The following is a 24,142-nucleotide window of genomic DNA, read 5'->3' as shown; positions in this document are numbered from 1 at the left end:
TGTAGACGCGGTTTAAACCGCCGGGTTTCTCTCAATCAAGGCCCCGGCGGTTGGAAACCGCGTCTACACAAACGATGTCCGCCGGACGCCGACGAAGAGGGTATTTGAGGATGGAATCTTCAACCCGCTTGGCATGGGTTTTGTCTGTGTAGACGCGGTTTAAACCGCCGGGTTTCTGCCAGATTTTTTCCTAATTACCCAACGCTTCAACCAACAAATTGCGGGCACAATCCAACGCTTCCTGCAACTTACTAGCATCACGTCCCCCAGCTTGAGCTAAATTCGGCCGCCCGCCGCCTTTACCGCCGCAAAGTTGAGCAATTCCCCCAATAAACTTGCCAGCTTGCAATCCCTTCCGATTAACTTCGGGACTAAAAGCAGCCACCAAACTTACCTTATCAACATCAGCAACCGAAGCCAAAACAACCGCAGCATTTCCTAATTTTTGCTGCAACCTTTCCGCCGCAGTTTTCAGCGCTTCTGCATCGACATCTCCCAATTGAGCTACAATGATTTTGAAATCACCGATCGCCTCAGCCGCATTTAACAACTGGTCAGATTTTGCGATCGCCAATTCCGACTTCACAGCAGCTAACTGTTTCTGAGTATCCTTCAACTCATTCTGCAAATTAGTGATGCGGTTGGGCAATTCTTCAGGCTTCGCCTTAAATCGATCGCCCAAATCGCGCACAACCCTGTCACGCACGTTCAAATAATCCAACACAGCCTGGCCCGAAACCGCCTCAATCCGGCGAGTACCAGCCGCAACCCCCGCTTCGGAAACTATCTTAAACAGCCCGATTTCAGCCGTATTGCTGACGTGAGTCCCCCCGCACAATTCCATTGAAACCCCGGGAAAGTCGATTACCCGCACCACGTCGCCGTACTTCTCGCCAAACATGGCTGTGGCGCCTTTTTCTCTGGCTTGGGCGATCGGCATTTCGGCAACTTCCGCAGCGTGGGCTCCGGCAATCCAACTATTAATTAAGTCCTCAATTTTTTGCAACTCTTCTGCTGTGACAGCGCGCGGAGAATTGAAATCAAATCGCAATCTTTCTGTCGATACCAGGGAACCCGCTTGGGAAATCGAATCGTCTACAATTTTTCGCAAAGCTGATTGTAATAAGTGAGTTGCTGTGTGGTTGGCTTGAATTCGGCGGCGGCCGCTATTGTCAATTTTCGCAGTCAAACTATCGCCAACTTTCAGGGTTCCCCGTTCCACAAAGCCGAAATGCACGAAGAAATCTGACTCTTTTTTCACATCATCAATTCTTACTAACAAACTCTGACCATTTTCTCCGCTTTGCAAATAACCTTTATCCCCAAGTTGTCCGCCGGATTCTGCATAAAACGGCGTTTGGTTCAACACAACTTGTACCTCACTTCCCGCCTCTGCTGATTCCACAGCTTGGCCGTCAACTAAGATAACTTTGATTTCAGCTAAACTCGATAATTCAGTATAACCGAGAAACTCAGTTTTCTGGATAGTTTCAGCCAACTTATCCAAGGAACCCTGCACTGTCAAATCAATGGTTTGATGAGCTTCTTTAGCGCGAGTTTGCTGTTCCTTCATCGCGACTTCAAAGCCATCTAAGTCAACAGTAATTCCCTGCTCTTCTGCAATTTCTTGAGTCAATTCTAAGGGGAAACCGTAGGTATCGTAAAGCGTGAAGGCATCTTGTCCGCTGATTTGTTGGTTGGCTTGCTGTTTTGTGCGATCGACAATTTCCTCCAACAGCTTCTCTCCCCGTTCCAAAGTCTTGAGAAACTGCGCCTCTTCCCTTGCCAATTCCGCCTTAATTTGAGCCTCGCGCGATCGCACATTTGGATAAGCAGCTTCCGAAAGGGCGATCGCACTTTCAGCCACCCGCACCGTAAATTCGCCCTGAATCCCAATCAGCCGCCCGTGGCGCACCACCCGGCGAATCAACCGACGCAAAATGTAACCGCGCCCCACATTCGACGCGCGAATTTCGTCTGCAATCATGTGTACCACAGCCCGAATGTGGTCGCCAATTACTTTCAGCGAAACCTTGACATTTTCATCGCTATTGTGGTAATCAATTCCCGCAATTTCCGCCGCCGATTGGACGATCGGAAAAATCAAATCTGTTTCGTAATTGTTAGGGACTTTCTGGAGGATTTGCGCCATCCGTTCCAATCCCATCCCAGTATCAATATTTTGATTTTGCAGCGGTGTTAAATTGCCCTCTGCATCCTTATTGTACTGCATGAAAACCAGGTTATAAAATTCAATAAACCTGCTATCATCTTCGAGGTCAATATTATCACCTCTTTCTGGGTGGAAATCGTAATAAATCTCGGAACACGGGCCGCAGGGGCCTGTGGGGCCAGATTGCCAGAAATTGTCTGCTTCTCCCATGCGTTGAATGCGATCGCCCGGAATGCCAATTTCATCGCGCCAAATCGCAAAAGCTTCGTCATCTTCCCGGAAAACGCTAACAACTAAATTGGACGCAGGTAAACCGAAAACCTCCGTGGAAAGTTCCCAAGCCCAGGCAATTGCCTGTTTCTTGAAATAATCTCCAAAACTGAAATTTCCCAACATCTCAAAAAACGTGTGGTGGCGGGCGGTACGGCCGACGTTTTCGATGTCGTTGGTGCGGATGCACTTTTGCGAAGTGGTAGCGCGCGGTGATTCGGCTGTGCGCTGTCCGAGAAATATCGGCTTAAATTGTAGCATTCCGGCGATCGTCAGCAACACTGTCGGATCTTCGGGCACTAGAGAAGCACTCGGCAGGATTTTGTGTCCCCGCTGGGCGTAAAAGTCGAGGAATGTTTGGCGGATTTGACTACCGCCGAGAGACTTAGGAGTAATAGACATGACAAAAACACTTAAGTATGTAAAGTTGTAGCAACAATAGAATTTATAGGAATTTAGCACGGGTGTCCAGAAACCGGGTTTTGCTACCAGAATAGTTGCTTAAAATCCTCAATCTCGGTGAAAAAACCCGGTTTCTTTGCGGGCAAGTGCGTGAGTCCTAACTTACATCTATGTGGATATTTATATCATTATACTTAGTAATGTAAAGACCAATCAACTTTTACAAATAGTGCTTTACTCATTTGAAAGGTCGTGCTAACTTAACAATAGACACCGGGACAGAAAGAAACAGGAGGTCGCTATATTTAGAAGCAAAGTTCAAGGATATAGACATGGTGTCTCCGGTCTAAATTCCGAAGCGCGGTCGAAATTAACCGAACACAACTTGTAATAGTGGCGGCACTGCCATCGCGCAGTCAAGCCAAACCGCAGTCGAGTCAGACTTATTGTGTTTGCGGATTAAAAGTAAAGCTGCACAAGTTGTAAACCCTAGTAAGCATATTGTTCTCTACCGGAAACACATCTCGTTTGTTAGAAAATCAAAGATTCTTATATTATTGGGTCTGGTCGCTGTCGATCGGGCCCTACGCTTTTTTATAGCGAAATGGAAAGAGGGGGGTTCAACAGTTGACAGTTGACAGTTGACAGTTGACAGTTGGGGGAGAGGGGGAGAGGGAAGAATCTTTGTGCAAGCTTCAGATAGTGCGAGCGTCTCGCTCGCTTGCGGAACTTACTTCGAGCATCTCGCTCGCTGGCGGAACTTTCTTCTAGCATCTCGTTCACTTCCGGAACTCACTTCGAGCGTTCCGCTTTATTCGTGCTATCCGGCTCGGACTGCTGTGACTCGATCGAGCTTTTGAGTAATACCTTATACATAACGGGCGATCGCGCCCGCGCGTTTTTTGCCGTAGCCGACGCCCTCTGGGATGACGCACTGTCAATATGCGATATCATTGAAAAGTCAGCACAAGAGCTTACAACCTACCTTGCTGTCTGGAGGAATGTCTGCGCTCTTCTGAGCTTGCTGCAAGGCAAGAATAGCAAACCGCTATTTTGGGGAGCCTCGTTGTGGCTCTGATGATTGCCTCCAAGAACCTGAATTTCAGCAGATTTAGAGTTAAGCTTCTCAAGAATCTCATCCCCGACTTTCGGGGTGGGACTATCCAAAAGTCGAGCTGTCCCCAGTCAAAAAGCCCCTGTATCTGACAACTGTCAACGATCGCAGTAAAAGTCAGCAGCACGTCTTTTGACCCTGCTCAAACCGTTAGACTAGCAGTTTAGCACAAAATATAGTACAGTTCTTAAGCTCACAATTTTCGGAGATTCGAGGTAAAATCATGGCCGAAATAACTAAAGAAGAAATGCGCGAACGCCTGGGAAATATTGACCAGATTCGCGATATAATTTTCGGGGCACAGCTTAGAGAATACGACAATCGCTTCGACAAAATAGATTCCGACTTGTCGATGATGCAGCAAGATATGCACGCTCGCATCGAACAGGTGAAAACTGTTCTGTCCACAGAAATGAGGGCGGCAGTTGATTCGTTAGAAAAGAAAGTTAAATCGCTCACCTTAAATACGCAAGAAGAAAGCGCCGACCTCCGGCAGCAAATCGATCGCGTTAACCGCAAATGCTCCAGCACCATCGAAGCCCTCGACGAGGCGATCGACAATCAAACCAGTTCCATTCGCGACGAACTCTCCCAAACCAGAGAGCGACTCTCCGAAGAAACCCGCACTTTGAAAACACAGGTTTTTGAAGAACTCGACCGACGCTTTTCCATGCTCAGAGATGTTAAAGTTTCCAGAGATGACATGGCAGAAATTCTGTTTGAACTAGGAATGAGACTCAAAGGAACAGAATTTGTGCCCGAACTTAAAGGCGTTGCTGATAATAAGTCAAATAACGAATTTTTGTTGCCGGAGCGCCACCATCACGGGTAATAAAGCATGGCTTTACCGAAAGAAAATCCAGAAGTTGAAAATCAGCTAGAGGGTTTTGTTTCTAAACCTGACGAGTCTGCTGCCTCGGCAGCAACCCAGCTAGACCCTTTGCTGAATCTGTTATTCGATCTCAATATTATTGCTGCTTCAAAGCAGCAAAATCCCGAGCCCGAAGCTGACAGCAGCGGCAAAAACAGTCAAGCTGGGGCCCTCGGCGGGTCGATGGATTTGTTAAGTATTTCCTCCGCACAGCCCGAGGAAATTGCAGCCCAGCAAAATCCAGATTCCAAAGCTGACAGCAGCGACAAAAACAGTCAAGCTGGAGCCCTCGGCGGGTTGATGGATTTGTTAAGTATTTCCTCCGCACAGCCCGAGGAAATTGCAGCCCAGCACAATCCCGAGCCCGAAGCTGACAGCAGCGGCAAAAACAGTCAAGCTGGAGCCCTCGGCGGGTTGATGGATTTGTTAGGTATTTCCTCCGCACAGCCCGAGGAAATTGCAGCCGTGCCAAAAACTGGCTCTCGCCAACCCGATTCTACTGCTTCCCCGGCTGTTGACGAGTCCAAAAATTTGCTGTTCGCTACTCACAAACTCAACACTTCTGAACTGGAAAGAAACTATTCCTCAGCTAAAACTATAGATGTTTCCGCAGATGTTTCGGATTTGGAGAGAGAATCACCCTCGCTACAAGCATTCCCTGACTTAACAATTTCCGATTCTCCCCAGTACGTACAGGGCGCAAAATCCCCGGATTCCGACACCGCTGTAGAGAATTCGCCCATTCCCCAAACTCTCGCGCCACCCGCAGCAACCGATCCGAATTCCTCAGTGTCCGGACTTTCGCAGCCATCCCAAAAAATATATGCAGATGCAAGTGCGGCATCAATTGAACCGAAGCGGCAGTCGCAAGAACAGCCGATACCACTATCGCAGCGATCGGAAATCTTAGGCGATATTAAACAAGACTTCAATGAAGCCGACAGCGCGATGGGAAGGCTGCAAAATCTGATTTTTGGCTCGCAAATGTCAGATATCGAGCAAGTCAAAAATCTCCTAGCAGAAACTGATTTGCCGGGGGTGTGCAATCTGCTAGCAAGCATCGACTCTAAATTAGAAAAACTGGAACACCAAATCTACGATCCACAAGAGCTGATCGCCCTAATGCTGCCTTGGATCGCAGAAATTCTCAGCCGCAAAATTGCCGATTCCAGAGAAGAAGTTGTTAACGCGATAGTCCCAATTATTGATGAAGTGATTAGGGCTAAAACTGTGGAAAACAGGCAAGCAATGAGTTCGGCGATAGGTGAGTTACTGCCCGACGCACTTGCTCAACAAATAGAAAATTCGCCAGCGGATATTGCTCGGGCGATCGCCCCAGAAATGGGTTTGGCGATAAAAGAGCAAATTCGCCTCGATCAAGAGTCGATCGCCCAAGCCCTCGCCCCGGAAATGGGCAAAGCCATTACAGCCCAAATCGCTCTCGAACGCGACTCTATGGTGGATGCTCTCTATCCCGTCATTGGCAGTACGATCTCTAAATACATGGCAGAAGCTATTAAAACTATCAACGAAAAAGTCTCAAATAGCTTAAGCATGGAAGGAGTTGGGCGCAAAATTCGCTCCCAAGTACAAGGAGTCTCCGAAGCTGAATTAATCCTCAGAGAATCAATACCTTTTACCGTCCAAGCAGCATTGTTAATTCACAAGGCATCTGGCTTGGTAATTTCCGAAGTTCAACACCCCGCAGGCAATTACCAGTTAGAAGCGGAAATGGTAGCAGGAATGCTCACAGCTATTCGCAGCTTTGTGAACGAATGCATCGTTCAGCCCGGAGAAATTTCTGAACTCAATCTAATTGAATACGGCGACTCCAAAATAATGCTAGAAGTAGCGGGATACTGCTACATGGCAGTCGTGATTAAAGGAGAACCGCCACAGTCGTTCATTAACAAACTCCGGCAAACACTTACTAATCTGATCCTTAATTACGCTAAATTAATTCACGAGTTTAACGGCGATCCCGGTACTATACCGGACTCTCTGCACCCGTTCATCCAAAGTTTATTCGACCCGGTGGAAAAGGAAAAATCTAAAAAACCCCCCTTCGTGCTGATCGGGGCGACGATCGCAGCGCTAACCTTAATCTTAACACCTTGGGGAATTCATCAGCACCGCCGGAGCATTGACCGCCCCCTGGCAACAAATGCCGCTTTAGCTTTAGCCTCGACCCCAGAATTAGCGGTTTACCGCTTGAACGCCGAGGTGGAGGGCAACACTCTCAAGTTAACCGGAAAATTGCCAAATCCAGAATTGCGCGCCAAAGCCGCCAAAATAGCCGCCTCAACTGCACCAAATCTGAAATTAGACAATCAAATTGTCGCTGTAGATGTACCTCCAGATCCCGTGTTGACGGCCGGTGAGGTGCAGCGGATCACCGCTGTTTTGAACCGCTTGTCGGGTGTTTCTATTTCTAGTCGGTATGGCGATCGCAAAGTTACAGTAGAGGGGACAGTCATGGAGGCTGCCGACTCACAGAAAATTGCTCAGTCCCTGAAGCAAATTCCCGGCGTTGAGTCAGTCGTTAGCACTGTGAAACTAGATCCGCTTAAAATTGCCACCCGCATCTACTTCGACCAAGGAACGACAACATTAGACTCAGCATCAGAAGAAATTATCGCCAGTGTTAAAAGTTTCATGGATCAATATCCTCAAAAACAGATTAAGATAATTGGACACAGCGATCGCACTGGGGAACTTGTCATCAATCAACGGTTGTCGCTCCAGCGTGCCGCAGCAGTGCGAGATGCTTTGGTGCGGCAAGGTGCCGATCCGAAGCGCCTGCTTACGGTTGGCAGTCAAAATCCTCCCCCCGGCGTGGAACCCAATCAACCGCTACTTTTAAGCAGATGCGTGCTATTTGAACCAATAACTAAGACCATAAACAGCAAATAATTATGTCAGTTACTATATCTAAAAAAATGTGCATGATCGGCGACTTTGGCGTCGGTAAAACCAGTCTGATCCGCCGTTTTGTCGATCGGCAATTCAGCGACGAGTACCTCTCCACCGTAGGAGTAAAAATTTCCCGCAAAAGTATCGCATTAGAAAACACCAAACACCCGGAAAGTGTCACCGCACAGTTGCTGATTTGGGACTTAGAAGGACATACAAAATTCAAAGGAATCGCACCGACTTACTTACAAGGAGCTAGCGGCGTTTTAATCGTTGCCGATGTCAGCCGATCCGAAACAGTTGAGCGAATCTCCGAACACGTCAAGCTGTTTTCTTCAGTCAATCCCAAAGGGTCAATTATCGTCGCTTTGAACAAAGTAGACTTAATTGACGAAGAAAAATTGGCACTGCTAGTAGAAATCTCCCACTCAATCGGTCAAGACAAAGTAATAGCAGTTTACACCACATCGGCTAAAACTGGCAAAGACGTTGACGAAATTTTTCACAAACTAGCTTACACAATGGTAGAACAAGCATGAACCGTTCGTAGATGTATACCCACATCTACCCAAACAGAGCCTGCATTGGGTAGATGCTGCAAACGTGCAGGAACAGGATAAGACCTACGTTGTTTGAGTCATGACACCTACAGATGAACGCCAGTTTGTAGCTCTGTCGATTGCTATTAAGGAACGGATTAATTACATACAGATCCGCGTGTTGCACTCCCAACAAGCTCTTTCAACATTTCCGAGGCAAACATTACTTAGAAATAAGGCTGACAGAAGATGTCAAACTACGTTTTTCTCATTGATGCCAACAAAAAACCGATGAATCCGGTTCATCCCAGTCACGCCAGAAAACTTTTAGATTCGGGCAAGGCTGCGGTGTTTCGGCGCTATCCGTTCACACTGCTCCTCAAGCGAGTAGTAGAAAACATTGTTGTTCATCCGCTCACACTCAAGATCGATCCCGGTTCTAAAGTGACAGGCATCTCGCTTGTCACTGACCGTAATGAAGCGATCTGGGGGGTAGAATTAGAGCATCGAGGGCAACAGATCGAAGATGCTTTACAGTCCCGTCGTGCAGTTCGTAGAGGACGCAGAAATCGCAATACTCGCTATCGTCAAGCCAGATATTTCAATCGTAAACGTCCTCAAGGATGGTTGGCGCCATCTTTGATGCACCGAGTTTTGACGACTGAAACATGGATAAAACGACTCCGCAAGTTTGCACCTATCGGAGATATCAAGTTAGAGCTTGTCCAATTCGATACGCAACAGCTAGAGAATCCTGAAATCTCTGGCATTGAATATCAGCAAGGCGAATTACAAGGTTACGAAGTTCGTGAGTATCTACTTGAAAAGTGGGAGCGAAAATGTGCTTACTGTGATGCCGAAAATATTCCGTTGCAAATCGAGCATATCCAACCTAAAGCTAAAGGTGGCTCTAACCGAATTTATAACCTGTGTTTGGCTTGCGAAAAGTGCAATCTTAAAAAAGCAACTCAGGATATTAGGGATTTCTTGAAAGGCAAGTCCGATCTAGCTTCGAGAATCCTCTCTTGGGCCAAATCTCCTCTCAAAGATGCGGCTGCTGTGAATTCTACTCAGTGGAAATTGTTTAAAACCTTGAAAGTCACTGGATTGCTTGTCACTACTGGCACTGGCGGACAAACGAAGTTCAATAGAACTCGATTAGGACTGCCTAAAGAACATTGGATTGATGCTGCCTGTGTGGGTGTCACTCCATCCTTGAAAATCTTAACCACTCGCATTTTGAGAGTTAAGGCAACAGGAATGGGAGGAAGGCAACGATGCCAGACGGATAAGTTTGGGTATCCCCAGAAACATCGTCCATTACGTCCGATTTTCGGTTTTTGTACTGGGGACATTGTTCGGGCTGATGTCCCGAAAGGTAAGTACAAAGGGACGTTCACTGCTAGAGTTTGTCCTATGTCAGATGGAAGAGGTGAGTTTGTTATTGACAAAAAACGGAGGTCAATCAGGTTGGAATATTGCACAACTGCTCACAGGAAAGATGGTTACAGCTATGCCTGAAAACATACTCAAAAAAGAAGGAGTGTCTAGATATGTCCACCAATAATTATCGAACAGTATGAACCCCCTTTTTAGAAAGCTCTTGGGCCCCCGACAAACAGAGTATCTGATAGTAAATCACAATTTCATTATTCAGGAAACCTCTGCCGAAGTGCAGAATTATGCCGATACTCCGGGTGACGCGCTCCCCGGTACAGATGCTCGCATCTGTTTTCCCGAACTGATTGGAATTGAAAATATCCTCATGTCGATCGTGATGGGAAGGCGGCCGAGTTTTGAACTCAAAGGAATCGCTCGGTTTGCCGACAACAACCGCCCTTTATACTTCGATATGTTGGCGATAGAACATGAAAACGAACAAGATGTGGCAAGTAATTTGCTAATTTTGATTGAAGATGCCACCGAAAAAATGGTGATGAAGCAATCCTTGATTCAGAGAGCGAATGAAGCTAATCTTTTACTGAGCGCCTTAGCCGCTTCAAAAGATTATATAGATAAAGTGATTCGCTCCATGGGCGATGCTTTGTTGGTGACAACAACATTAGGAATTATCAAAACAGTCAATCAATCGGCACAATGGTTATTTGGGTACAGCGAAGCAGAATTGATCGACCAGCCCCTCTCAATCGTAGTAGTCGAAGAAACATTGCTTTACCAAGGTCGGCACCGCTATATTTTGTCTCAAAAAGAGCTGCTCAGAGAATTGGAAGTAGTCTGCACTACTAAATCGGGAGAAGAAATTTGGGTAGAATTTTCCTGCTCGGCAATTCAGACAGAATTAGACGGACTTTATGATTTCATCTATATCGGCAGAGACATCACAGAACGCAAGCAAGAAGACATGGAAATTCGTCGCTCTCTGGTAAAAGAGCAAGAACTCAGACAGCTTAAATCTCGTTTTTTCTCGATGCTGGCTCACGAATTCGGCAATCCTTTAAATACAGTATTATTTGCTACTCAAATTCTCAAAGAATATGGGGACGAAATTACCCAAGCCGAAAAACAAGAATACCTCCAACACGTTAAATCAGCATCTAAACACATGGCTCAGCTATTAGATGACGTGCGGTTGCTCAGCAGCGCCGAAGCTGGAAAACTCCAATTCAATCCCGCACCACTTGACTTGCGAAAATTTTGCAGCGAGTTAGTAGAATCAATAAAAATTAGCTACGGACAAAATCATAAAATTAATTTTGTTTGCAGAAAATCTATTCTGCCTGGGAAAAAAACAGCTCCGGAATCGGAGGTACCAGAATACTCGCCCGCACTGGATGCCAAATTGCTGCGGCACATCTTGACAAATTTGCTGTCAAATGCTGTCAAATATTCGCCGATCGACAGCTATATTGATTTTCAATTAAATTATCATAGTGAAGAAGCTATATTTAAAATAAAAGATGCGGGCATTGGCATTCCTATAGAAGACCAAGAACAACTGTTTGAATCTTATTACCGGGCCCAAAATGTCGGAAAAATACCTGGTACAGGGCTGGGTTTATCTATAGTTAAACAGTGTGTAGACCTGCACGGAGGTCAAATCGAATTTTCCAGCGACACAGGGTTAGGCACTACCTTTGTAGTCACAATTCCATTTGCAAAACAGAGGTAATACGATTTTCGATTTTAGAATTGGGAATGACTGTGATGATATTGAGCTTGCCTAGAGTTGCATTTTCTTTGAAATTGATATCAAGAGGTTAATCTCAGATCGTTTGATACAGAGGGCACGTTCACCAAATAAATGGGCGGAGCGAAGTGGAGGGCTGAAGCCCCGTCCTTCTAGGACGGCTTTAATTCTTCTGATTCTATCGGAGAGTCATGATATAATAGAGTAAGTAAAGTGCCAGCAAAAATGAAAGCAAGGTATCGCTATAGATTCTATCCGACCGACCAACAGAAACAGAGCCTAGCTCAGTTATTTGGCTGCGTTCGCGTAGTCTGGAATGATGCTCTTGCACTTTGTAAACAGTCTGAGAAAAAGCCAAGTTCGGCAGAACTTCAAAAAACAGTAATAACCAGAGCGAAACAAACTGAGGAAAGAACTTGGCTGAGTGAAGTCTCGGTAGTTCCATTACAACAATCTGTAGCCGCTCTGGAAACAGCTTTTAAGAACTTTTTCGATTCGTGTAAAGGAACGAGAACAGGGCGAAAAGTTGGATATCCTAAGTTCAAGAAAAAAACAAACATCCAATCGGCAAGGCTTACTATCCGTGGTTTTTCCATGAAGGAAGATGGCGGTGTCTATCTAGCTAAAATCGGCATCGTCAAACCGATTTGGTCTAGGGTTTTACCATCTGAGCCTAGTTCTGTAACTGTCATCAAGGATTGCGCTAACCGATATTTCCTTAGCTTTGTCGTAGAGGTTAACCCCCATCGAGTTGATGTCAAGAATCAAAGTATTGGCATTGATTTGGGAATTAAAACCTTTGCTGTGATGAGCGATGGAACGGCAGCCCAAAGTCCTAGTTACAAACAGTTAGAACGGAAAATCCGCAGATTGCAACGCAAACTAGCAAGACAACCCAAAGATTCCAAACGCAGAAATAAAACCCGCCTCCAGATTGCTAAATGGCACAACCAAATAGCGGATACCCGGAAAGACTTCCTGCACAAATTGTCTACTAAAATAGTCAACGATAACCAAGTGATTGTTTTAGAAGATTTGAATGTATCGGGCATGGTCAAAAACCGCAAACTTGCAAGGGCTATCAGTCAGCAAGGGTGGTATGAATTTAGGGTGCTATGTGAGGGTAAATCCGAGAAATTGGGCAGAGAGTTGAGGGTAATCAGCCGTTGGGAACCTACAAGCCAAACTTGCTCAGATTGCGGGTTTAAATGGGGGAAATTAGATCTTTCAATTCGGGAGTTAATCTGTTTAAACTGCGGTATACATCAAGATAGGGATTTGAACGCAGCAAGAAATATAAATCAAGTCGGGATAGGGCATTGCCACGACTTTAAACAGACACAGAGAGAAGGTAAGACCACTTGTGGCACATCTCGGTGAAGTGTCAAGAATCCCACGGTACGGCCGGGGAGTATGTCAACACTACAAAATCCAACATGACAACCCTGTTAAACAAATTGTTGGTTCCCCACCACTTGGAGTACCTAGCACTGGATCAAGACTTTCTTATCGCAGAGACATCTCTCAATGTGCAGCGGTTTGCCGACTGTCCCGAGGAAGTAGTGACCGGAAACGATGTCCGCATTCCCTTTCCCGAATTGCTGGGAACTGAAGAAATTTTAATCGATATTTTGGAAGGGCGGTTGCCAAATTTTGAATTAAAAGCGATGACGCGAGTATTAGAAAATGGCTCGCGGCTTTATTTTGATATGTATATCGTCGAGTTCAGCAATGATGATAGCGAGCAAAGATTAATTGTATTTTTTGAAGACGTAACCGACAGGATGGGTTTGGAACAAACTCTAGTCCAAGCTACCAATGAAATGAATATTTTATTGAGTACCTTAGCCGCTACTAATAATTATGTTGAAAAAATTATTACTTCCATGGCAGAAGTTTTGTTGGTGACAACGGCCTCGGGAAAAATCAAAAAAGTCAATCAAGCGGCTCAAGATTTGTTCGGTTATAGCGAATCGCAATTAGTAGGTCAGCCAATAGACAGTCTTGCTGCTGAGGGCGAATCTTTGCAAGCAGTCAGCCAAGAGTCGCCTCAACAATCTCAAACTAACACTGAAATAATTTGCACGGCAAAAACAGGAGAAAAGCTCACGGTTTCCTTTTCCTGTACGGCGATTCCAAGTGACATGAAAAGTGTTTCGGCAACTTCTGTGGCCCTCCAGGATTTTGTGTATATTGGTCGCGACATGACATACAGACAGCGAGCTCGCAAGCGAAAAGCAGCTCAGTACGTGACCACTCACATCCTCTCTACATCCGAAACAATCAAAAAAGCTTTAGAAGCGATTCTCCCCGCAATTTGCGAAAGTTTGGGGTGGCATACTGCCGAACTTTGGATGCCGCCGGAAGCTGGGGAAAAACTGCTGTTAGGAAGTAAGAGAATAACTGCGATTTCCGACCCCAATTTGCTGCGGTGTGTCACCAGTTGGACAAAACCCTCAGTTTCTATACCCAAATTTGCCGAATCTGCCGAACAAATGATTTGTGGATTCGGGGAAGGATTGTCAGGTCTCATTTGGGCCAGCGGTTCGTCTCAGTGGATTGCGGATGTAACAGAAAGCGAAATTTTCATTCGCAGAGAAATTGCCGCAGAAGAAGGACTGCACGGAGCTTTTGGCTTCCCAATTTTGGGGGACTACGAGCAGGAAAATTCTGAAAGGTCTGTGTTGGGGGTGATGACTTTTTTTAGCTGCGAAGTGCAGTGTTTTGATGAAGAATTGCTCCAGACAATGGCAACAATCGGCAGCCAACTGGGTCAATTTATTAAGCGCAAGCAAGCGGAAATAGCTTTGCGGGAAAGCGAAGAACAATTACGAGACTTATTTGAAAATGCTACTGACTTAATTCAAAGTATTGGAGCAGACGGTCATTTTTTGTATGTAAATCGGGCTTGGCGGGAAACTCTGGGCTACAGCGAAGCAGAAATTGCTCAAATGACTGTTTTTGATATCATTCATCCCAACAGTTCGCCAGAGTCTATGGAGATATTATATCAAGCTATTACTAAAAAAAGTGTCTATGAAAATACTTTTTATCCCCACTCTATTCAAATAATATTTATTACTAAGGAACACGAACAAATTTTGCTAGAAGGTAGCATAAACTGTAAGTTTTTGGAAGGTTCTTTAGTAGCGATTCGCGCTATTTTGCGAGACATTACTGCTCGCAAGATGGCGGAAGATGCTCTAGCAAAATCTGCGTCCTTGCTGCAAGCAACTTTTGATTCTACTGCGGACGGTATTTTAGCTATTGACAGGAGCGGAAAAATAGTTACTTTCAATCGCGAATTTGTGGAAATGTGGGGGGTACCTAGCGACGTGATGGCGCTGCGAGACGACGCAACAACGATCGCCTTTGTGCAGAACCAACTCAAAGACCCGCAAGCATTCCAAGAGAGAATAGAATCGCTTTACGACCAGCCAGAAGCCGAAAGTTTTGATTTGTTGGAATTTCAGGACGGCCGATTTTTTGAACGCTATTCGGAACCGCAGCGGCTGGGAGATAAAATTATCGGTAGAGTCTGGAGTTACCACGACATTACGGAACGCAAGCACGCAGAAGATGCCCTGCGGGAAGAACAAGAAAAATCGGAAAAGCTGCTGTTAAATATCTTGCCAAACCCCATAGCAGAACGGCTCAAACAAAACGAAACTACTATTGCCGAATACTTTCCGGAAGTGACTGTTTTGTTTGCAGATATTGTGGGGTTTACAGCTTTGTCTTCTGTCATGAACCCGATCGACCTCGTGGAGCTCCTGAATAAGATTTTCTCAGGATTCGACCTGTTGTGCGAGCAGCACGGCCTAGAGAAAATCAAGACCATCGGCGACGCATACATGGCTGTAGGAGGGCTGCCCTACCCTCGGGCAGACCATGCAGAGGCGATCGCCCAAATGGCCCTAGATATGCAAAGAGAGATAGCTCGGTTTAACGGTCTGAATAAGAAATATTTTAGCATCCGCATCGGCATCCACAGCGGCCCGGTTGTTGCCGGAGTGATTGGCATCAAAAAGTTTATTTACGATTTGTGGGGCGATACGGTAAATATCGCTTCCCGCATGGAATCTCATGGTTTGCCTTGGCGGATTCAAGTCAGTGAAACTACTTATGACTTATTGAAAGACAAATATTTGCTGGAAGGGCGCGGAACTATTGAAGTTAAAGGTAAAGGGGCTATGAAAACTTATCTGCTTGTTGGTAAAAAATAAGTTGACAGTTGGCAGTTGACAGTTGACAGTTGACAGTTGACAGTTGGCAGTTTGTAGTTGAGAGTTGACTTCTGGCAAAAGTCGGGAACAGGGAACAGGGAATGGGGAAACGGGGGAACGGGGAAACGGGAAAACGGGGAACAAAAATTAATGCAAACAACATCGCAAAAATACTTTCGCAAGAGGTCTAGTGGACAGTTGGCAGTTGGCAGTGGACAGTTGAGAGTTGAGAGTTGAGAGTTGAAAGTTGGCAATAGTCAGTAGTCAGTTGGCATAGTGCGAACTCATATAGCTTGCGAACAGCAGTCATCAGGGAAGCATCTCAGTTTTGTATTTATCGTGCTAGCGTCCTCGCTCGCATATTGTACAATACGCCAGTTCCCGACAGCACTCAAAGAAAAAATGCTTTTGACAAAAATGAGATGCTTCCAGTCATCAGTCAGTAGTTATCAGTCATCAGGCTGATGGCTAAAAGTGTTGCTAAAGTTAGTTAGGAATACTTTTTGGCTAATACTTGTGGAACTTCCTAATTTGTCGGTAAATTTACGATCGCCTTTAGAATTTGTCGATCGCCATCCTGTGACAGTTTCGCCCTCAACTTCCATCGGAGATGCGATCGCCCTAATGCGTCTGGCGATGGATGCTTGTCCGCTACCGAATTCACCTGTGCACTCAAACGAAACGGTAAAAGCATCAATTAGTTGCATCTTAGTGGTCGAGGAAAATCAGCTAGTCGGATTGCTAAGGTTGGCAGATCTGCTGAACTTAGCCACCGCCTATGGATGGCAAGAAATGAAAGTTTCCGGCGCCATGACGCGGAATTTAATTGTCTTAAAAGAATCAGATTTTACAGATATTTTTACCGCATTTAAGCTATTTTGTCAATACTCGATCGATTGTTTGCCAATTGTAGATGAACGGGGTCAGCCAGTAGGTTTAGTCACCGCAGAAAGAATTCACCCAGAAATTTACAGCCTCGTCAAAATGTTGCAGCAAGAAGTTGTCAAACTTCAGCAAAAACAGTGTGAACTCTTAGAAAGTAAGTCAGAAATCGAAAAACAAGTCAGCGATCGCCAAAATGCCGAAAATGCCCTGCGGGAGAGCGAGGCGCGCTACCGGGCGATTGTGCAACACCAAAGCGAACTGATTTGCCACTACCTCCCCGACGGCAAATTCACATTTGTCAATCAAGCTTACTGTCGCTATTTCGGCGTGCAACCAGAAGACTTGCTCGGTAACAGTTTTATGCCACTGATCCCAGAAGTAGACCGAGAATTTTTTCAAGAACAATATGCTTCTTTGTCTCCGGAAAAGCCTGTGTTTACTTGCGAACACCGAGTAATTTTGCCGAGCGGGGAAATTCGTTGGCAGCAGTGGAGCGATCGGGCTATATTCGACAAAAATGGAGAAATTGTGGAGTATCAAGCTGCCGGTCGGGATGTCACCGATCGCAAACAAGCAGAAATCGCTTTGCAGCAACTCAATGCAGAGTTAGAAATGCGAGTCCAGCAGCGCACTAAATTTTACGAACTGGCAGTATCGGCGGGCAAAGTGGGGGTTTGGGACTGGAATTTGGAAACCGACGAAATCTACGTCGATCCGTCTTTAAAAGCTTTGTTGGGCTATCAAGACGCAGAGATTCCCAACTGCATGGAACATTGGGTATCTCTGGTTCACCCGGACGATCGAGTTGCAGTTGGGGCAGCAGTAAATGCTTATCTAGAGGGTGTGACAGAAATTTTTGAAGTCGAACACCGGATGCTGCACAAAGACGGTAGCAACTGCTGGATGCTTGCCCGCGGGACTGCTGTTCGATCGCCCGACGGCAAAGCCTACAGACTGATCGGGACTGACACCGACATTACCGATCGCAAATTGACCGCAGAAAAACTGCAAAACTCCGAAGCTGAACTGCTGGCGCTGTTTAATGGCATAACGGATATCGTCCTAGTTTTAGACGCCAGCGGCCGCTACCTCAAAGTCGCCCCCACGGCTCCCCAATTGCTGTACAAACCGGCTAATGAAGTGCTGGGCAAAACCCTGGCGGAAATCTTCCCAGAAGCCGAAGCTAATTTTGTCCTGGGCCACATTCGCCAAACATTGGCATCTGGGCAAACCCACAGAATTGAATACAGCATGGAAATTGAGGGCAAGTTAATCTGGTTTGATGGCAGTATTTCGCCGCTGGGAGTCGATCGGGTGATGTGGGTAGCGCGAGACATTACTGCTCGCAAACAGGCAGAAGCCGCACTGCAAAAGAGTGAGGAAAAGTTTCGCAATTTGTTTGACGATGCTCCAATTGCGATCGGTTTGGCAAGCGTGCACGATTACCGCGCGATCGAGGTGAATGAAGCTTACCGCCAGATGTTGGGCTACAGCGATGAGGATTGGGCGGTAATGAGTTTCGCTGATGTCACCCACCAGGAAGATTTACCAGCAGATGTCGAGCAAGTCAAGCAGTTGGTCGAGGGCAATATTCCTCGCTTTCAAATGGAAAAACGCCTGATTAAGAAAAATGGCGAGCTGATGTGGGCAAACATGACGGTGACGCTGATTCGGGATGGCGAGGGCCTGCCTCTCTACAGCATGGCTGCGATCGAAGATATCAGTTACCGCAAGCGGGCAGAAATGGAATTGCAGCAGTTAAAAGAACGCCTGCAATTTTTACTTGCTTCTAATCCTGCGGTAATTTTTACTGCCGCTGCGGCGGGGAAATTTTGTATTACTTACATCAGCGACAACGTTCAGGCAATCGTTGGCTACGATCCGCAAGAAGTGTTAGCAGATTCTAACTTTTGGTCTGGCAGGATTCACGCTGAAGATCTGCCACAATTTATACTAAATTTTTCTGCTTTGTCTGAGGGTAAAAATTGCATTTACGAGTACCGCTTTCTGCATAAAGATGGAATGTACCGCTGGCTGCGGACAGAACTGAAACTATTGGTTGACAGCAAGGGCATTCCGATCGAAATTATTGGTTACGCCGCCGATATCAGCAATTCTAAATGCGCTGAAATAGGTTGGCGGCAGCAGTTCGAGCAAGAACGGCTGGTGGAGGCGATCGCCCGTCGCGTCCGCCAATCTTTGCAATTAGAGGAAATTCTCAACACCACGGTTGCCGAACTCCAGCAAGTCTTGTTAGCCGATCGAGTTTTGGTATATCAAATTTTACCGGAAATTGGCGGCCGAGTCATTGCTGAAGCGGTGGTAGAAGGATGCAGTCGGCTGATAGATAGATTTTTTGCCGCAGAGGTTTTTCCGGCCGAATGTTATCAGCTTTATTTGCAAGGACGAATTTGTGCAATTTCCGAGCTAGATGACCCCTCCATTACACCTTGTATGATGGAATTTCTGCAACAAATTGAAGTTAGGGCTAAGTTAGCAGTCCCAATTATTCAGCACAGCCAACTTTGGGGATTGCTAATCGCGCACCAGTGCGATGGGCCCCGGGAGTGGCAAGAATGGGAAATGAATTTATTTCAGCAGTTGGTGAATCAATTGGCGATCGCCATTCAGCAATCTCTACTTTACCAGCAACTGCAAGCTGAACTGAGCGATCGCTTCCAAGCCGAGGCAAATTTAAAAAACTCCCTCAAAGAGAAAGAGATTTTGCTCAAAGAGATTCACCACCGCGTTAAAAACAACCTCTGCGTAGTTGCCAGCCTGTTAGAATTGCAATCTAACACGGTTGCCGACCCCCAAATAGCCAAAATGTTTGAAGAAAGTCAGAACCGCCTGTACTCTATGGCTCTGATTCACGAGAAACTGTACCGCTCGACTAACCTGGCACAAATTAATTTTGGCGAATATCTAGAAGATTTGGTCAGTAACTTGTTTCAGTCTTACAATATAAGTGACAACCGCATTCAGTTGCAGGTATTAGCTGAACAAATCTCCCTAAACATTGAGACTGCTACTCCCTGCGGCTTAATTGCTAATGAATTGGTTTCAAATACCCTGAAACACGCTTTTCCTCACGATGCGAGCGGTACAGTTAGTGTACAATGCTATCAGACTGGCGATCGGGAAATCCACCTCTTCGTTAAGGATAACGGCATTGGCTTTCCTGAAAACATAGATTTTAGGAAAACTAACTCGATGGGCTTTCAAGTTGTCTGTACTTTAACCGAGCAGTTAGAAGGAACCATCGAAATGTCAAGAGAAATCGGCACAGCCTTTCACTTAGTATTTAACGAGTTAATTTACTCGCAAAGGTTCTAAAATCATGAGTTTTCCAGAGCAAACAATTAATAATATTAATATTTTAATTGTAGAAGACGAGCTATTGATCGCTAAAAACTTATCTCAAAAATTAGAAAAATTTGGATATAAAATCGCCGATATTGTTTCTTCAGGAGCCGATGCCATCCATCGCGCAGGCGAACTCAAACCAGATTTAATTTTAATGGATATAGTAATCAAAGGCGAGATTGACGGCATAGTAACAGCAGCAATAATTCATCAACAATTAGATATCCCCATTATCTATACAACTGCTTATGCCGACGACGAAACTTTGCAGCGAGCAGAAAATACTGGTTCTTATGGCTACCTCCTCAAACCGTTTAAAGAAAGAGAAATGCACGCTACCATCAAGATAGCGCTGAGCAAACATCAAGAAGCCGTTGAAATGCAAAAACTCATGGCACTAGCAGCAGCGAAAAGCGAAAATAGAACGCGATTTGTTTCAATGGCATACCACGATTTAAACACTCCTTTGACTACCATACAGCTCTCGGCTGAAATGCTGGAAGATAGCGATCTGAAAATATCGCCAGGAACAAAAAATAAAAATGTCAATCGCATTAAAAAAGCCGTCAGCAATATGAGTGAATTGCTGGACGATATTTTAATGCTCAGCAAAGCAGAAGCAGGCAAACTTTCATTGAATTTAAATCAACTAAATGTGACAGAGTTCTGCACATCTATTTTTGAAGAACTGCAACCGATCGTCACCGATAAACACCTTGTAACTTTTCTCGCCCAAACAGAGCCACTCCACGCCAATCTTGACGCAAAACTGCTGCACCAATTGCTGACTAATTTGCTTTCAAACGCTATAAAATATTCTCCCAATGGCGGTAATATTAGTTTAGAATTAAGCTGCGAAAACCAGCAAATAATATTTTGCGTTCGAGATGAGGGAATTGGGATGACAGCGGGATATGAAGAAAAACTCTTTCAGCAGTTTGAACGAGGTGCGAATGTAGGCAAGATTAAAGGTTCGGGTTTGGGACTCTGCATTGTCAAACACATAGTTGACCTGCACGGCGGTACAATAAGTGTGGAAAGTGCGATCGGTAAAGGTACTACATTTATTGTGGCGCTGCCTTTTTTGAGTCATTAATCATTGGGCATTGGCCAAACAGGGCATTGGCCAAACAGGGCATTGGCCAAACAGGGCATTGGCCAAACAGGGCATTGGTCAGAGTGCGCGCTTACCTAAATGATTCATCAAGATTTGTAGGGGTAGTGCCCCTGTGCCTACCCCCTATCCATCGGGGCAACCCAGGGTATTTTATTCTCATAAACAAAATTAGGTATGTAGTTGCGCTTCAGCGCTCTTTCCTAAGATTCGGAAAGAGCGCTGAAGCGCAACAACGTACCTTTGAGCGATACTTTTGGTAGTTTTAGATCTCCTATCCTGACAATTACAAGAATTATGAAAATGATGCGAGGATTGCTATAGATGTATTTTTGTCTGAGGGAATCCGTAAGGGCGGGTTCGCCAATTATCTATAATTCCAACTAACAATATACATAAACCCGCCCTCCCCACTAATAGTTAAAATTAGTCATTTTTCAGCAAATCTATGCGGAGATAGAATCACGCGCGAGCGAAGCTATCTCGAAAGGAATCGCCCCATCTTTTTCTCCCGCCGCCCAATTAGCAAATCGCTCAGCCAAAGCAGGTACAATTGCCAACGGATTGCTCAAACCAGAAAAAACGTTCAATCCGGGGCGATCGCGAATTTCCCCCACTACGGGCAACCTATCAGCGCTAAATGCCACAATACAATCATGCCAAGTTGCCGGTAAATCTGCCGCATCTGGCAAAACCTTGGCGATACCTGCACGAATTGCCGTTTCGCTGGTTTCGCGATCGACTTTCGCGTTCAAATCGCTCAAAGTGCGAGACAATTGGCCGATCCGCAAACTCCCGTCATTAAATTGAATTGCACCGACATCTAAAATCGGCGGTACTAACTCTTTACCCGGTTCGTCCCAAAGAAAATCCACCTCAATTTTACTCGATTGTGCTTCCAATTCAAAACGTTTTAATAGCGCGGGCATCACCAAAGTCCTGAGTTTCAAGTCCACAGGTGCCGTCTCCAAAATCTCAGCACGACTAAAATAAACTCCCACAGAAATACCAGCCGCTTTTAGCAAACTACGACTCCAACCTCCAGCACAAATCACCGCATTTTCGCAGGCATAACTTTCGCCTACCGTCTTGACACCGGAAATCCGATTTCCTTCTGCTATTAAACCAGTTACTTCCGCAATTTCTCTGATTCCTCCCAACCGCAAAAACCCTTGACAATAAGCTTGATTTGTGGCATTCGGCGAAATGTGACCGTGACGGACAGTTAGAGCTCCGGCGATCGCACTTTTGTTCAGCAAAGGTTCCAACTCCCCAGCTTCTGCAACGCTCACAAGCTGGGGAGGAATCGCAAAGTGTGCGTAATTAGCCGCGACTTTTTCCGGATCGGTACCCGCATCAATTGTCAGCAACAAATCCAACTCGCGAAACTCAGTATCAGCATCTAATTCCGCAGATAAATTGCGGTGACGTTCGATACCTTCTGCACATAATTGCCGAGTTAAGTCAGTCGTACCCGACCAATAAGCCAAACCGCCGTAACTAAAACGAGTAGCATTTTGCATGGTAGCATCTCGTTCTAAAAGCAGCACAGCAAAACCTTTTTTTGCGAGTTCGTAACTCAGTGCTGCACCAGTAATCCCGCCGCCGACAACAATCCAGTCGTAATTTTTCATGGTAATTCAAAAGGAGAAAAGATCGTGCTTCGATTTTAACTTAGAAAAGTTCGGCGGTTGAAACCGCTACTACATAAACAAAGTCCGCCTCCGCGGACTAACAAATAAAGAATGCTTTTCCAAAAGCCTTCAGCCTTGAACCATGCCTCTACCTACAGAAAGAGCTGAGGTGCGATCGCCATAAGTGAAACTTCCACCCCTTGGGAGATGCTCGCAACCGGAAATTTTTCGTTCAATAGTAGTAATTACAAGCAGAAAATTAGAAATACCAGAGAGGTTTTATGAGTATCGACAAACCGGGCAAAGATATGCGCCGCACTGTCAATCCGGGCGATCGCATTTCCGAAGAACCGCAAAGCATCGAAGAAAAAGCTCAGCAATTAGCAGTTGACCACGTGCCAGACATCACGGGAGATACAGTTACAGTTCCCACTTATTTCATCGTAGACGAACCGGATGGGGAAAAGAAAGCTTTGCACCACGTCAAAGACGCTGAGGAAATTTCTGACGTAATTCGGCAGGCCCGCGTTGACGAAAATGGCGATCGCATTTGGGATTGAGTTCAATCCAATAAAAACCGGTTTGTACAAAATTTATCGGTAGAAATCATGGAAACAAATCAAAGAAATAGTACGCCCTTTCCGAATGTTCCGCCGATTCTAGAAAGTGACGACAGAGAGTATCGCGATGCGGGCATTACCAGTACAGTTTCAGTTGCAGGTCATCCCCTTCACCCCGTAATCGTCACCTTTCCGGTAGCCTTTTTAGTCGGGGCCGCGGGCACGGATATCGGTTATTGGCTTACCAGCGATCCGTTTTGGGCGAGAGCTTCGGTTTGGCTGATTGGTGCAGGTTTTGCTGCGGGGATTTTGGCCGCAATCACGGGCTTTTTAGATTTTGCAAGAATTAAAAGAGTGCGCGATCGCAGTGCCGGCTGGTTGCACATGGGCGGGAATGTGGCGGCTATGGTACTTTCCCTGATTAACCTGGTGTTGCGACAAGGAAATCCGGCTGAGCCGATCGTTTTTACAGGTTTAGCTTTGTCGATCGTCGTTGCAAGTTTGCTGGGCGTTACAGGCTGGTTCGGCGGCGAACTAAGTTTTCGCCACAAAGTCGGCGTCATTGGCCCTAGCAGTCACAATCAGTAGGTTTGCGATCGTTTGTAGTAAGGACTTCAGTTCGTCTTGATGCGTAGAGAATGAAGGACTAAAGTCCTCACTACGAACCTTTGTTTTTTCGTTTGTAGTAAGGACTTCAGTCCGTCTTGATGGGTGGAGAATGAAGGACTAAAGTCCTCACTACGAACCTTTGTTTTTTCGTTTGTAGTAAGGACTTCAGTCCGTCTTGATCGTGGAGAATGAAGGACTAAAGTCCTCACTACGAACCTTTGTTTTTTCGTTTGTAGTAAGGACTTCAGTCCGTCTTGATGGGTGGAGAATGCAGGACTAAAGTCCTCACTACGAACCTTTGTTTTTTCGTTTGTAGTA

15 protein-coding genes are annotated in these 24,142 nt (G+C 45.7%); 13 read left to right on the top strand and 2 right to left on the bottom strand.

All coding sequences use genetic code 11. From position 1 onward, the window contains the following. Window positions 1-190: 190 nt before the first annotated feature. Complete coding sequence (gene alaS, locus QZ938_RS25810; protein ID WP_293354214.1) at window positions 191-2,845, bottom strand: alanine--tRNA ligase; 2,655 nt, start codon at window positions 2,843-2,845, stop codon at window positions 191-193. A gap of 856 nt (window positions 2,846-3,701) precedes the next feature. Between alaS and QZ938_RS25805 the strand changes: the two genes are divergently transcribed. The 11 genes from QZ938_RS25805 (at window position 3,702) to QZ938_RS25755 (ending at window position 21,003) form a co-directional block, all read left to right on the top strand. Beyond that, window positions 3,702-3,923, top strand: coding sequence for a hypothetical protein (locus tag QZ938_RS25805; protein ID WP_293354216.1), 222 nt, complete (start codon window positions 3,702-3,704; stop codon window positions 3,921-3,923). 259 nt (window positions 3,924-4,182) lie between these two features. Beyond that, window positions 4,183-4,791: a hypothetical protein gene (locus QZ938_RS25800; RefSeq protein WP_293155138.1), complete on the top strand. Its 609-nt coding sequence runs from the start codon at window positions 4,183-4,185 to the stop codon at window positions 4,789-4,791. A 6-nt stretch (window positions 4,792-4,797) separates the two neighbouring features. Next, window positions 4,798-7,743, top strand: coding sequence for an OmpA family protein (locus tag QZ938_RS25795; protein WP_293354218.1), 2,946 nt, complete (start codon window positions 4,798-4,800; stop codon window positions 7,741-7,743). A 2-nt stretch (window positions 7,744-7,745) separates the two neighbouring features. Continuing rightward, a complete protein-coding gene (locus tag QZ938_RS25790; protein ID WP_293155144.1) occupies window positions 7,746-8,282 on the top strand; it encodes a Rab family GTPase in 537 nt (178 codons plus the stop codon). A 249-nt stretch (window positions 8,283-8,531) separates the two neighbouring features. After that, on the top strand, window positions 8,532-9,803 hold the full coding sequence (gene iscB, locus QZ938_RS25785; RefSeq protein ID WP_293155147.1) for an RNA-guided endonuclease IscB: 1,272 nt from the start codon (window positions 8,532-8,534) through the stop codon (window positions 9,801-9,803). Window positions 9,804-9,861: 58 nt separating this feature from the next. Next, window positions 9,862-11,412 (top strand): PAS domain-containing sensor histidine kinase, encoded by a 1,551-nt coding sequence (locus QZ938_RS25780; protein ID WP_293155150.1) that lies wholly within the window; start codon window positions 9,862-9,864, stop codon window positions 11,410-11,412. A 243-nt stretch (window positions 11,413-11,655) separates the two neighbouring features. Beyond that, entirely contained in the window at window positions 11,656-12,810 is a 1,155-nt protein-coding gene (locus QZ938_RS25775; RefSeq protein WP_293354220.1) for a transposase, read from the top strand. Window positions 12,811-12,866: 56 nt separating this feature from the next. Further along, the gene (locus tag QZ938_RS25770) at window positions 12,867-15,656 is read left to right on the top strand and encodes an adenylate/guanylate cyclase domain-containing protein (RefSeq protein WP_293366797.1); all 2,790 of its coding nucleotides are present in this window, start codon (window positions 12,867-12,869) and stop codon (window positions 15,654-15,656) included. A 293-nt stretch (window positions 15,657-15,949) separates the two neighbouring features. Beyond that, window positions 15,950-16,102 (top strand): hypothetical protein, encoded by a 153-nt coding sequence (locus QZ938_RS25765; RefSeq protein ID WP_293155159.1) that lies wholly within the window; start codon window positions 15,950-15,952, stop codon window positions 16,100-16,102. Between the two features lie 70 nt (window positions 16,103-16,172). Further along, on the top strand, window positions 16,173-19,877 hold the full coding sequence (locus QZ938_RS25760) for a PAS domain S-box protein (protein ID WP_293354222.1): 3,705 nt from the start codon (window positions 16,173-16,175) through the stop codon (window positions 19,875-19,877). Between the two features lie 4 nt (window positions 19,878-19,881). Then, entirely contained in the window at window positions 19,882-21,003 is a 1,122-nt protein-coding gene (locus tag QZ938_RS25755) for an ATP-binding protein (protein WP_293155165.1), read from the top strand. 464 nt (window positions 21,004-21,467) lie between these two features. On the opposite strand, the gene QZ938_RS25750 is transcribed toward QZ938_RS25755, so the two are convergent. Continuing rightward, a complete protein-coding gene (locus QZ938_RS25750; protein WP_293155168.1) occupies window positions 21,468-22,655 on the bottom strand; it encodes an FAD-binding oxidoreductase in 1,188 nt (395 codons plus the stop codon). Between the two features lie 281 nt (window positions 22,656-22,936). On the opposite strand from QZ938_RS25750, the gene QZ938_RS25745 reads away from it, so the two are divergent. Continuing rightward, the gene (locus tag QZ938_RS25745; protein WP_293354224.1) at window positions 22,937-23,215 is read left to right on the top strand and encodes a hypothetical protein; all 279 of its coding nucleotides are present in this window, start codon (window positions 22,937-22,939) and stop codon (window positions 23,213-23,215) included. Window positions 23,216-23,263: 48 nt separating this feature from the next. Then, entirely contained in the window at window positions 23,264-23,803 is a 540-nt protein-coding gene (locus QZ938_RS25740) for a DUF2231 domain-containing protein (protein ID WP_293354226.1), read from the top strand. Window positions 23,804-24,142 lie beyond the last annotated feature (339 nt).

Source organism: Microcoleus sp. CAWBG27 (genome assembly GCF_020883145.1).
GTDB lineage: Bacteria > Cyanobacteriota > Cyanobacteriia > Cyanobacteriales > Microcoleaceae > Microcoleus.
Note: the sequence above shows the minus strand (reverse complement) of the source record. Positions and strands in the feature narration are given on the sequence as shown.